11 protein-coding genes are annotated in these 12,122 nt (G+C 38.9%); 5 read left to right on the top strand and 6 right to left on the bottom strand.

Going from position 1 to position 12,122, the window contains the following annotated elements:
• Positions 1-67 precede the first annotated feature (67 nt).
• Entirely contained in the window at positions 68-1,327 is a 1,260-nt protein-coding gene (locus R2R35_RS05305) for a hydroxymethylglutaryl-CoA synthase family protein (protein ID WP_317733464.1), read from the top strand.
• Positions 1,328-1,450: 123 nt separating this feature from the next.
• On the opposite strand, the gene R2R35_RS05300 is transcribed toward R2R35_RS05305, so the two are convergent.
• The 6 genes from R2R35_RS05300 to R2R35_RS05275 form a co-directional block, all read right to left on the bottom strand.
• Complete coding sequence (locus R2R35_RS05300; protein WP_317733463.1) at positions 1,451-2,263, bottom strand: hypothetical protein; 813 nt, start codon at positions 2,261-2,263, stop codon at positions 1,451-1,453.
• 438 nt (positions 2,264-2,701) lie between these two features.
• A complete protein-coding gene (locus tag R2R35_RS05295; RefSeq protein WP_317733462.1) occupies positions 2,702-3,298 on the bottom strand; it encodes a CDP-alcohol phosphatidyltransferase family protein in 597 nt (198 codons plus the stop codon).
• Positions 3,299-3,309: 11 nt separating this feature from the next.
• Positions 3,310-3,885, bottom strand: coding sequence for a flavodoxin family protein (locus R2R35_RS05290; protein WP_317733461.1), 576 nt, complete (start codon positions 3,883-3,885; stop codon positions 3,310-3,312).
• A gap of 4 nt (positions 3,886-3,889) precedes the next feature.
• Positions 3,890-4,309: a flavodoxin gene (locus R2R35_RS05285; protein ID WP_317733460.1), complete on the bottom strand. Its 420-nt coding sequence runs from the start codon at positions 4,307-4,309 to the stop codon at positions 3,890-3,892.
• 341 nt (positions 4,310-4,650) lie between these two features.
• On the bottom strand, positions 4,651-5,256 hold the full coding sequence (locus R2R35_RS05280) for a TetR/AcrR family transcriptional regulator (protein WP_317733459.1): 606 nt from the start codon (positions 5,254-5,256) through the stop codon (positions 4,651-4,653).
• Between the two features lie 29 nt (positions 5,257-5,285).
• Positions 5,286-5,849, bottom strand: a complete 564-nt coding sequence (locus R2R35_RS05275; RefSeq protein ID WP_317733458.1) for a CDP-alcohol phosphatidyltransferase family protein — start codon at positions 5,847-5,849, stop codon at positions 5,286-5,288.
• 636 nt (positions 5,850-6,485) lie between these two features.
• On the opposite strand from R2R35_RS05275, the gene R2R35_RS05270 reads away from it, so the two are divergent.
• The 4 genes from R2R35_RS05270 to R2R35_RS05255 all read left to right on the top strand — a co-directional run bounded on the left by R2R35_RS05270 (position 6,486) and on the right by R2R35_RS05255 (position 11,939).
• Complete coding sequence (locus R2R35_RS05270; protein WP_317733457.1) at positions 6,486-7,424, top strand: ABC transporter ATP-binding protein; 939 nt, start codon at positions 6,486-6,488, stop codon at positions 7,422-7,424.
• A gap of 15 nt (positions 7,425-7,439) precedes the next feature.
• Complete coding sequence (locus R2R35_RS05265) at positions 7,440-8,180, top strand: ABC transporter permease (RefSeq protein WP_317733456.1); 741 nt, start codon at positions 7,440-7,442, stop codon at positions 8,178-8,180.
• A complete protein-coding gene (locus R2R35_RS05260) occupies positions 8,177-9,151 on the top strand; it encodes an ABC transporter permease (protein ID WP_317733455.1) in 975 nt (324 codons plus the stop codon). Before R2R35_RS05265 ends, R2R35_RS05260 begins: the two co-directional genes overlap by 4 nt.
• 169 nt (positions 9,152-9,320) lie before the next feature.
• Complete coding sequence (locus tag R2R35_RS05255) at positions 9,321-11,939, top strand: LuxR C-terminal-related transcriptional regulator (RefSeq protein WP_317733454.1); 2,619 nt, start codon at positions 9,321-9,323, stop codon at positions 11,937-11,939.
• Positions 11,940-12,122 lie beyond the last annotated feature (183 nt).

The raw sequence follows: 12,122 nt of genomic DNA, 5'->3' as shown, positions 1-12,122 counted from the left end.
GCAAGTTTGTGCTTGCGCACCACAAACTTGGTATGCGCAAAGAGCGTGCGCAAGAATAGAGGGTAAAATGACAAGTGTCGGAATAGAAGCAATAAATTTTTATAGCGGACTTGCTTATCTTAATGTCAAGGAATTAGCCGAATACCGCAAGCTGGATACAACCAGATTTGAAAACCTGCTGATGGAAGAAAAAACTGTGGTATTACCCTATGAGGATCCGATTACCTATGGTGTTAATGCAGCGAAACCCATCGTGGATGCCTTAAGTGAAGACGAGAGAAATCGAATTGAAATGGTCATTACCTGTACGGAATCGGGTATCGACTTTGGTAAATCCATCAGTACCTATATCCACCATTATCTGGGATTGAACAGAAATTGCCGCCTGTTTGAGCTAAAAAATGCCTGTTATTCCGGAACAGCAGGCTTTCAGATGGCTATAAATTTCATATTATCAGGAAGTTCAAAGGGTGCAAAGGCGTTAGTAATCGCTACGGACATCACCCGCTTTATGGCAGTGGACGGAGGGGAAGCACTAACAGCTGACTGGTCCTTTGCAGAACCCAGTTCCGGAGCAGGGGCAGCAGCAATATTAGTAAGTGAAAAACCTTATGTTTTTCAAATAGATGCCGGCGCTAACGGGTATTATGGCTTTGAAGTTATGGATACCTGCCGCCCCATCCCCGACAGCGAAGCTGGGAACTCGGATTTATCTCTATTATCCTATTTGGATTGCTGCGAGCAATCCTTTCTTGAGTATCAGAAGAGAGTAGAGGGGGTTAGCTATAAGGATACCTTTGATTATCTTGCTTATCATACACCCTTTGGAGGTATGGTGAAGGGTGCCCATCGCAGTATGATGCGTAAACTGTTACGATACAGTCCGGCAGAGATTGAAAAGGATTTTAAAGAAAGGGTAATGCCAGGAATGAAATATTGCCAGAGAGTAGGGAATGTTATGGGAGCGACCATATTTTTATCACTCCTTGGTATCATAGATTGTGGTGACTTCCCTACACCAAAACGGATCGGGTGCTTTTCTTATGGCTCAGGGTGCTGTTCAGAATTCTACAGTGGTGTGGTAACAGAAGAAGGACAGCGGATTCAGCGTAAATATGCAATTGAACAGCAGCTGGATTCCCGGTATAAGCTGTCTATGGATTTATATAATAGCTTATTAAGACAAAGCGATTTGGTGAAATTTGGTACACGCAATGCAAAGCTTGATTTTGAAGTGATTCCAGGGCTTTTTAATGTGGACAGAAAAGAGAAGTTATTATACCTGGACCAGATAAATGAATTTCATAGGGAATATGTGTGGATATAATTCAGATAAGGGGCAGGAACCAGATAATAACGGTCTTGCCCTTTGTTTATTTTATACAGAAGGCCTGAGTCCTGAAAGCTTTGCTAAGGAAAGCTTTCATTTACTTTTATTCTGTTAAGGAGATTAAGGTGATGTCCTTAGGATATTACGGTCTAATGTATTCAGCCCGCTTATAGGTATGGTAAAAAGGATAAAGGCTTTCCCATTATCTGTGTATTTCTTCAGAGTGGCACCGACAAGCTTAACATAGTCATTCATATAAACATCTACTTCACTTTCCACGGAATAACAGACCTGATTACAATTACAGTTTACAGACCCATTAATTGCTATAATTCCTTCATGCTCGTCTAATGTAATCTTTCCGTAATTCGTATATTGATTCTGAGAATCCCTGTTCAGATATTCTACCGTATACATCAAAGAAGTCAGGACCATCTGATTTAGTATATGGTAATCTCTATCCCCAATTTCAAAGGAGAGATTAACATTATGCTTGCGGCTGATCTTATTTGCATAATTAATAAAGACTTTCCAGGAGATATCAATTAGCTGAATATAATGAAGTATATGGGCTGCGTCTTCATTTTCTTTCATATGCTGAGTGATATAACTGTAAATGGTCTGGCTGTTTAATTCCTCTTCCTTTGTAGTGTATATTTTAGCTAATACCAGCTTTTTTTGATTAAGAAAAAGAATAAGAGCATCTTTTTTTCGTAGTTTTATGTACGCTTCATATAAAAGAGCCTCCAGAATATTAAACAATACAAAGATTTCTGCGATAAAACCTTCTTTGGGTCTATACATTCCGGCTGACGTAAATTTTAGATTCATAAGGATTATGATTTCAAGGATAAAAGCGGAAAGGAATAAGAATTTAATCAGGGTCGAGATGTTATTATCTATTAGCAAGATGGACACAAATACGTAAACCATTACTGTAATGCTGAGCAAGGGAATATATAACCAGCCTAAATATGAAGAAAACCAGTCAAAAGGAATTGAAATAGTATATATGATACCCAGTCCATTTAACAGGGGCAACGGGGCATGATTACGAATAGTGGTTATAACAATAAATAGCAAAAGGATTAGTTTTAGAAAACGTGAAGAATTCGTATGGAATAACAAAGGGATTGTACCTAATAAGATTAAGATAACATAAGCAGCCGCTTCAAAGGGGGGATTACTTTTTAATTCAAGCTTTCCTATGTACTTTATGTAAATATGTAAAGATACAAAGAGGCTTAAAAAGAGTGTAATATAATTCGTTAACAGTGAATAGTGGTTCATCAGATAATATAGGTTTCCTTTCTAACGATTCTCCCCCTTGAGAACTACGTGCCAGGTTTTCCCGCAGCTGTTTTGTATCTATTACAAACTTTTATTTACATCGTTAGCCTTTGGGGCAATTGCTGATTTTATATTTCTTATTCTTGAATAGGAAGTGATGACGGATATTCCGGCAATGCCGTATACCAATCCATTGGTAATAAATAATTCATGACCGAAAAAGCAGTAATCGACGCCCATGATAAACGGCATAATATACATAACGGCTGATATATATTTACCAAGGTTATCAAATCTTGGATGAAAGCTCTGGCCCGCCCAATCGTTTTCAATCTTAGAGGTAATAATGAAATTGAAAAAACGGTCTATAATTACAATCATAAACCAGGCTGGAATTATCCCATGCAGTATCATAACAATGTGCATGAACACTACAAAGGAAAAATCTGCAGCCAAATCAAGTATAGCACCGAATCGGGACACAATACCATATTTTCTTGCGATTTTTCCATCAAAGTAATCACTGGAGCATATAACAAAATATAAAAAGGCAAAAAGTATAAAAACTTCTACCACCTGGGTGTGAATTCCGCTCAACAGTTTATTTGTGACAAATAGTATTAGAGGCGTACACAGTACTCGCAACACCGTAAGAGCATTGGCACCATATTTCTTCATGAAGCCCTTCATCAGGGTTCACCTAATGAAGAGCCGAACTCATAGGCCCTTTGGACTTCAGTCTCTTGTTCATTGGAATAGAATTTCTCCAGGTAATCTGCTTTCCGGTACAGAAGTTTGCTTAATCCGTCCAATTCCGAGGTATTATCAGTCATCATGCCAGTAGAATAGATCAAAACCTTACTATTGTCAATATTTTTAATACCCGATACATAGTCACCAAGTACCGGTGAAAATTTACCGTTGTAAACAGTGGTTCCCAGTACAATGATATCATAATTTCCCAAATCAGAAGGTAAAAATTCCCCAGGATAATTTATGGTTACTTCGTATCCGGAATCATTTAAACCTTTTGCAAGATTATAAGCTATGTCTTTGGCGAACTCTGACCGGCCTGGCTGGTAGATTACAAATGCGGATTGGCTGCTACCCTGGGAGGACAGTAGGGTTTCGTTACTTTTATGTTTTACATTACCTGCACTTGTAACATACTGTATACCGGCTAAACTTCCTAAACCAATAATTACGATAGATACCACTATTACAAAGGCAGCTTTCTTAAGTTTTTTCTTTTTCACATCACCCATAAAATTAAGCTCCTAATTTTCCGGATATTGTTTTGGCAAATACAGCTGCATTGTTCACATCCTTATCGTTGGGGCGGTTCTTGTGCATAAATCCCAAGGCGCCTTTACAGTGAAATTCCTGGGAGGACACCTTTAGTCCTTGTGCAGACAGTTCTCTCTTCATGGGAGCATATGCGTTTCCAAAGGAACCGGAACTAAAGACAACGACTTCTTTAACGGTTGAAGGGTTTAAGGTCTTAATAAAGGCTTTCATTTCCGGATCTATATCAAAGCTGTATAAGCCCTCACCTAAAAATAATACCTCAACATTCCCCTCCACCGGTTCCGAAATAGATTTTGCAGCAATGCCTAATTCTTTTGCAATACCTTCTGCAAGTTTCTTCGTATGACCTGTTTTCGTAAAATACCTCACTTCAATTTTCATTATTTCCTCCAATTCTCCGCTCAGGGCGGTACAAAGTTTGATGAAAAAGCTTAGAATGAGCATAAGTATGCTCGTTTTTGAGGAGCATATAGAGTGCAGGTGCATCTCTATCATAACTAACATGGTTCATTATCCTGGCAGTATAAATAAGTCTTTATAAATTACAAGTGTCGCTGCAGTCAAGCCTGTGCTAAAGCATATTTCAATGCCAAAGCATACTTCAATGTTAAAGCATACTTCAATGCTAAAGCATATTTCAATGCCAAAGCATACTTCAATTCTAAAGCATACTTCAATGCTAAAGCATATTTCAATGCCAAAGCATACTTCAACGCCAAAGCTTACTTCAATGTCAATTCTTGCTTTAATACCAAATCTTCGTAGGAATTATCAAAGATGTTATTCACTAACTTATCCAGTAATTCATTTCTGGAATTGGTATCCCAAATATCATAATATAAATAATTAGCGTATTCAGTGGCATTTAAAAACATGACCTGCATCGGAATGATAAGTTGAAATGCCATTAATTTTAACTCGGTATCAGTCTTTTTATCTCCGAAGATCTCTTTTAGTAATGGAATAATAATTTGAATGGTATTAATACTCCCATGTTTTAATTCCGAGGAAAAAGCAATTTCTGCAAAGGTGTAATTACTGAAAGCGAATCCGGAGATGGCTTTTACCAGATTTTTGACCCGGTAAACCGGATGCTTTTCATCCGTTGACTTTTTAAGAATAGTCTCTGCTATATCCTCCATACAGTAGCCAACGGCAATGTTAACAAGATTTTCTTTTGACTGATAATAATAATTGATCAGCGCGCTGTTCACACCGGCCATTTCAGCAATTTGTCTGTTGGTTATCTTGTCTATGTCCTTTTGTTCTTGTAAAAGCTTTACCACTACCTCCATAATCCGCTCTTTTGCACCTGCATTTTCATTCATTTTACGTTCCTTCTTTCCTATAAGTATTTTTATTTAAGGTTTCGAATTATGTCAGCGTTCTCTTTTGACTGATAGATACTTTTTCTATTTACATCATAAGACTCTGTGGTTAATAGGATTATTCCTTCTTCCAGGGAGGAGAGGAGGGGTATTATTGCAAGCACATAGGGAACGACGCCAAAATAGACCCAAAGGGGAAACACAAGAAACAGAACCAAGCCGGTAAGCTTATTTCCGAGTGTATGCATCATTGCCCACTGTTTAAATTTATTCCGTGTAATAATAAAATTAATCAATCTGACGGCAGCAACAATGAGTGAAATGCTTAAAATGAACAGGTCAATTGCAAAATTCGTGCGAAATATCAATATATAAAAAACAATGATCCAAAAAATAAAATCGGCAAGACTGTCCAGTTTGGCACCGAAATTGGTTTGCATACGGTAATGGCGTGCAATGTATCCGTCTGCGATGTCACTTAATCCGCAGAGGAGATAAATTATCAAAAACAAAGCGGAGGCTGGTGTTATCAGTAACATGAGCAGGGATAACGCGATTCTGGAAAACGAGATTGCATTTGGCAATAACTTCAATAGGATACCTCCGAGTTTAACTGTGATTTAATCATGATTAAATTATAGCATCCATCCATTTGGATGTCAATTACAATTTATTACATTTTGATAAAGAAAACATAGTCATTGAAAAGTTATTAGTTAAACTAATTGTAATAGGATAGAAATGTTTTTGGCTAAGAATACAAAGTTACTGCCTGTGAAAGAAGGTTTCAAGAACAGCAACGAATTTTGAGGATTTGCTACAATAGACCAATTTAGTTCTGATCAAATATGGTAGAATAATGATAGAAAAGGGCGGATAATAATGAGAAGCTGCTTCCTGAGTTTGTGGAAGATACATGATTTACAGCAAGGTACCGAAGGTTTCTCTTAATGAAAAGGGATATGAGAGAACCATTGAGTTACAGGCATGAGATAAGTATTTGTCTGATTTAAATAGAGTCTATGATTTAGATATTAGGTGAAGACGACCAATTATGCAGGAACAGATAACAGCTTATAATTAGCTAATAGAGAATTAGAATATAATATAAGGGATTTATTTAGTACAGGCTTAAAAAAATCAACCACAAAAATCAACCGAAGGGTTGATTTTTTTATTCCTTAAATCCGGTATCCTAACTTTAGGATAAAAATAAAGGAGATGACTCAATGAAAAACATAATGTCAGTCAGAAATCTGAAAAAAAACTTTAAAGAAAATAATGTCCTGAAAGGAATCAACTTTGAGGTTCACAAAGGTGAGGTGCTCTGTATTCTTGGTCCTAATGGTGCGGGTAAAAGTACAACCATTAACATTCTTACTGCGGCATTGGGAAGTGACGAAGGCAGCATATATTTTAAGGATGCTCCAATCAGTAAAGTGCTTCGCAGCTATAAACAGTCCATAGGTATTGTTCCCCAGGAAATCGCTTTATACGAAGAATTAAGTGCGGAGCGAAATTTAAGCTTCTTTGCATCTCTCTACGGGCTTTCTGGTAATAAGCTCAAAGCAGCAGTTGAGGAAGCCCTTGATTTTGCAGGGCTTAAGGAACGCAGAAAGGATAAGGTGAAAACTTTCTCAGGAGGCATGAAGAGACGGCTTAATATCGCCTGTGCCATAGCACATCATCCGGAACTTGTCATCATGGATGAACCGACGGTAGGGATTGATCCCCAAAGCCGTAACCACATTCTTTCTTCCATTAAAGAACTTCAGGCTCAGGGCATGACAGTTATTTACACCACACATTATATGGAAGAGGTGGAAGCAATATCCTCCCGTATCATTATCATGGATCATGGTGCAATTATTGCTGAAGGTACCAAAGAAAGTCTGAAGGAAGAGATTGAAAACGAAAAACGTTATACCATTGAAGTTGAGGAAAATGGTATAACCGGACATGATGAATTTTTTACAATTGAAGGTGTGAAAAACGTAAAAATTGAGGGTAACACCATCGAAATTACCTCACTGAAGGGAATTGAGAATCTTGATAGAATTATCTCTCTTTTAAGTGATCGAGGTGAAAAAATACGAAATATTTCAAGTGAAGCAGCCAGTCTTGAGATGGTTTTCTTAAAGCTGACAGGCCGAAAACTTCGGGATTGAGAGAGGAGAACAAGAATGCATAACTTTCTAACCGTCTTAAAAATGGATTTGCAGAATTTATTTAAAAATCCCGTACTGGTTGGGTATAATACGGTATTTTCGGTACTTTTGATCCTGATTATGGGATACTTGTGTGGAGGTATTTATGCGGACAGTAAAGATGCCTATCAGTATTACACAGTATCCCTGTTGGTTTATGGTATGCTAAATGGTGCCATGACAGCATCCAATTGTTTTATGGAGCGTGACATAAAACGTCCAAACCTTCGCATAATTTACTCTCCGGGAGGAAGCTTCCAGATTTATTTTTCGAAGATTCTGTCCTCGTTTCTGTTTAATTACAGCTTGCATTTGCTCCTGCTCCTGGTAGTGTGCCCTCTCTTTCAGGTCAGCCTGGGAAGCAATCCGGTATTTTTTCTCTTATTAATGGCTCCGGTGGAGTTTACGTCAGTGTCCTTGGGTGCCTTTTTCTGTTGTATCTTTCATTGTGAAGAGACCACCAGTTCCTTACTCAGTACACTGATCAGTCTGCTTTGTTTTTTGGGAGGCTCATTCTTTTCCCTTGACGGGATGGGAAGTACTCTCGCATTTATTACAAAGCTGTCTCCGGTAAAATGGTTAAACGAAGCTTTTTTTACTATTTCCTGTGATAACAGCTTAGAGTTTTTCTGGCCGGTGTTTCTTGGTGCCGCCTTGCTTTCCCTGCTGCTGATACTCGGCTGCCGCTTATTTTTCAGAACGGAGGACTATATATGAGGACTTTTTTGTCTATAATCAAAAACAATTACCTGCGAACCCTTCCGCGTCTTATGCCACTGATTTTGTATACAATCTTTACGCTTTGCTCCATGTTACTGGCAGTACATATGACAGAAGTACGGCAGGTGAAAGGTCATATCGTGCTGATTGCAGAGAGACCTTATGAGACTTTACCAAAGAGTACAGAGAATCTGAGCGTTGTTGTATTAAAAGAGAAACCGCCTCATTCTGCACTTGTGAAGCAAAAATATGACGCCTATGTGACCATTGATAACAAGGGGAACTACCAAATTGAAACACTGAGGAACAAGGACTATCAACAAATGTTGCAGATGTTTCTTAATAACCCTCAGGCGCCTGTAGATACTGGTAAAACAGACAGGGGGGTGGGAACCAATATCATAGGTTTCATGATGATGTTTCTGTTAATGTTAGCCTTTATCAATCTCTTTGCCTTTGCAGAGGAGAAAGAGCAGGGGCAGCTAAAGAGAATCGCAGCAGCACCGGTTTCCTTTCTTGGTTATCTGTTAGCCCATTGCTTTTATTGTCTGTCGATGGTACTGCCGGAATTTATCCTTCTTATTATACTGGAATTAAGTGGATTTGAAATCGGATTTACCTTATTAGAATATGCAGGTCTGTTGGTAGTTCTCAGTTTGTTGAGCATTTCCTTTGCAATGTTTTTGAACACACTGATCAAAAAGCCCGATAATGCCAATATGCTGGGAAATTCCATTGTCGTATTGACCTCAGTGCTTGCAGGAAGTTTCTATGTATTCAGCAAGAATAATTCAATGCTTGACCGGATCATTAAGCTGCTGCCCCAGAAACAGCTAATGAATTTTGCTCATTATCTGGAACAGGGAACCCCTTGGCAGCATAGCACGAGCCTTTTATATGTTATAGCCTTTTCGGTTGTACTAATGACCTTTTCTGGTTTGGTTTTAAGGTTTAAATACGTGAAATAGCAGGAACACCGAACCTGCTGGGCGAAGGGGCTTGCCAAAGCCATTGGACTGGAATACAATAAAGAAATAAAAGACAGACAGATGAAATGTCAGTAAAAACATTTCACGCTGTAGTTAGCATTCTGGTATGGAGTGTTAGCATTCATACTCGGAATATAGAGAGGAAATTATGGAACATTCATCGGAAATATTATTGCTGACTACAAAACTAAAGATACCTGCGCCGCGTAAAAACTATATTGTGCGGCAGGCTTTGTTTGATAAGCTTTCGTTATGTGCAGACATGAATATAACATTTATCAGCGGCGGAGCCGGAACCGGTAAGACTACGTTACTGTCATCCTTTCTTCAGGAGAAAAAACTGAAAAAGGTATGTTGGATGTCCTTGGATGCTGCGGTTACCAATGTATATTCCTTCTGGCTCTATTTTACTGCCGCAGTCAGTTCCTTTTTAGAAGAGGATGGAAGTCTTCTGCAATTGATGCGAATGAATTCCGAGGCCTCCCATATGGAAAATCTGCTCATTACACTAATCAACAGGTTATGGGCAGAAGAAGATTATTATATGGTGCTTGATGATATCCATTGCATCCGTGATGCTGCTCTTATTAAAACCTTTGAATTTTTTATAGGAGCAATGCCTGCCAATTTTCATTTCTTTCTGTTATCACGTGAGGATCCGCCGGTTTATTTGGGACCTCAGGCAGTAGCTGGCAGACTATTGTTTATTGACAGCAAACAGATGCAGCTATCAAGGGAAGAAGGCCTTAATTTCCTAAAAAAGACCATGAAGCTGGAGGACAGTGAAGAGGAACTGAATCAGCTGAACAGCTATGCGGAAGGATGGATTGGCGGACTGCAGCTGGCGGCAGCTGCGAAAGCCGCCGGAAAATATTCCGGACAGCTATTGCGGGCAGGCGGAGGAATCGCCTCGGAATATCTGACACGCGAGATTATTGCTGCATTAACAGAAGAGGAAAGAGATTTTCTTACGAAAACAGGATATCTCTCTTATTTTGATGCAGAAATATGCAGTAAGCTGTTCCCAAATTTTGCTGAGCCAGAGTTTAAACAGATGATGGAGGGTTTGATTGAAAAGAATCTATTTGTTATCTGTCTGGATGATGAGAGGGGCGTATACCGTTATCACAATATTCTGTCGGAATATCTGACGCAGCAGTTCCATAGTCTTTCCGAAGAGCAGAAAGCCAGGCTATACCAAACAACTGCCCAGGCCTTTTTAGAAAAAGGGGATTATGAGGAAGCATTACGGGAGTACTGTGAGGCAGGTAATTATCCTGAGGCACTGCGAGTAGCAAGATTGATGGAGGGGAAGCTGGAAGCCTGGAATTATCTTAATCAGGTACCTCTGGAACTTTTAGCTAAGGATGCGGACCTCACTGCTCAGTGTTTTATCTATAATATCGGTAACCTAAACCTTGAACGCTGCCGTATGATCTACGATAAATACAGAGAATTGTACGGGGATTCCGATTTATTCAATATTGTAAGCTTTGCAGAGGTATATTTTAAACAGGGAGATGGAGTTTTACCTCAATATACTGCACTGACTGCCGAGCAAATCGAGCATATTCCTTTTGGACCTGTGGCGAAAGCTATGTTATTGATTGAAAATGCCGCAGCACTTGTAGAAGTTATGAAATATGAGGAGGCAGAGAAGTGTATCTTAAAAGGACTAAAAACAGCCGATTCCAATGCTTTTATAAGCTTTTTTGCTTACAATCAATTAGGGCAGGTCTATGAAGAGGTAGGTCGGCTTAATGACAGCCTGCTCTGTTATGCCAAATCAAAAGAAAAGCTAAAATCACTTGAGATGTTAATGTGTGTAGAAACCAATTATCATTTTGGTTTGGCAGGTGTTTATTTACGAAGAATGGAGCTTGATAAGGCAAAGGATATACTGGAACAAGCCAGAGTCCTGCTGGAAAAACAGCATATTCGTATTGATCTTACAGACATAACATTGATTTACCATCTGGCTGAAATGAGTTTTCTGTGTGGTGAGAATGATACGGCAGCTTCCTATGTTGAGAACATGATATCCGAATATTCAAACTACAGCATACTAACTCTGGCGCGTTTGATTTATGAGCTTGAGTGTACGGAAAAGCTTTCAGACATTCTTGGCAATAATTTTCTGAAGGAGCTTGAAACTGCAGAGAATTACAGAATACAACCTTTTATGAGAATACTGCGAGCACGTCTGCTTTTTAAGCGGGGTGAAACAGAAGAAGCCTTTCAAGAAACAGATGATGTGCTGACCTTTTCCAGACTGCAGCATAATAAGCTCCGACTTGTAGAAGCCGGTATTGTTAAAATATATATGCTGTTACAGGGAGAGAATAAAACTGGAAGCCAGCGTGAAATAAATAATTTACTGCTGGAGGCCTTGCATTATGCCAGGGAAGACCGTATTCTGATGCCTTTTTATCTCGACCGGAAAACACTTTTACCGGTGCTTAGAGAACTATCTGCCCAAGCTGGGAAAAGAAATCTGATGAGTCCTCAGGAAATGGAGTTTCTTAGAGATACCATTGGGATTTGTGAGGGTCAGGGCTTAGAGACAAGTAAATCAGAATTGCTGTCTGCCCGTGAATATGAGGTGTTAAAGGAACTGGCGAAGGGTATTACAAATCGTGAAATTGCAGAAAAACTCTGTATTTCTCAAGCTACAGTCAAGACTCATGTGCTCAGTATATATGGTAAATTAGGGGTTTCCTCCCGGATGCTGGCGGTAGATAAGGGCAGAAAGGATGGGCTTATCTGAGTCTGTGAACTATGGAATAAATGGACAAAAGAATAAAAATCATGCAGATTGCTTTACAAGTATTGGAAAATAATGATACTATAGAAAAGTATAGTTAGGGTAATGCAGATAAGCAAAGTTATATTGATAAAAAGGAAGTAGAGAAGCTGAAAGAACTTTCTAACTTGCAGAATATTTATCACA

This window comes from Anaerocolumna sp. AGMB13020 (assembly GCF_033100115.1).
Taxonomy (GTDB): domain Bacteria; phylum Bacillota; class Clostridia; order Lachnospirales; family Lachnospiraceae; genus Anaerocolumna.
This window is presented reverse-complemented; position numbering and strand designations above follow the sequence as displayed.

What these genes read in the sequence shown, in the direction of transcription:
- R2R35_RS05305 (WP_317733464.1), top strand. Translation starts at nt 68, where the DNA reads ATGACAAGTGTCGGAATAGAAGCAATAAATTTTTATAGCGGACTTGCT.
- R2R35_RS05300 (WP_317733463.1), bottom strand. Translation starts at nt 2,263, where the DNA reads ATGGTTTACGTATTTGTGTCCATCTTGCTAATAGATAATAACATCTCG.
- R2R35_RS05295 (WP_317733462.1), bottom strand. Translation starts at nt 3,298, where the DNA reads ATGAAGAAATATGGTGCCAATGCTCTTACGGTGTTGCGAGTACTGTGT.
- R2R35_RS05290 (WP_317733461.1), bottom strand. Translation starts at nt 3,885, where the DNA reads ATGGGTGATGTGAAAAAGAAAAAACTTAAGAAAGCTGCCTTTGTAATA.
- R2R35_RS05285 (WP_317733460.1), bottom strand. Translation starts at nt 4,309, where the DNA reads ATGAAAATTGAAGTGAGGTATTTTACGAAAACAGGTCATACGAAGAAA.
- R2R35_RS05280 (WP_317733459.1), bottom strand. Translation starts at nt 5,256, where the DNA reads ATGAATGAAAATGCAGGTGCAAAAGAGCGGATTATGGAGGTAGTGGTA.
- R2R35_RS05270 (WP_317733457.1), top strand. Translation starts at nt 6,486, where the DNA reads ATGAAAAACATAATGTCAGTCAGAAATCTGAAAAAAAACTTTAAAGAA.
- R2R35_RS05265 (WP_317733456.1), top strand. Translation starts at nt 7,440, where the DNA reads ATGCATAACTTTCTAACCGTCTTAAAAATGGATTTGCAGAATTTATTT.
- R2R35_RS05260 (WP_317733455.1), top strand. Translation starts at nt 8,177, where the DNA reads ATGAGGACTTTTTTGTCTATAATCAAAAACAATTACCTGCGAACCCTT.
- R2R35_RS05255 (WP_317733454.1), top strand. Translation starts at nt 9,321, where the DNA reads ATGGAACATTCATCGGAAATATTATTGCTGACTACAAAACTAAAGATA.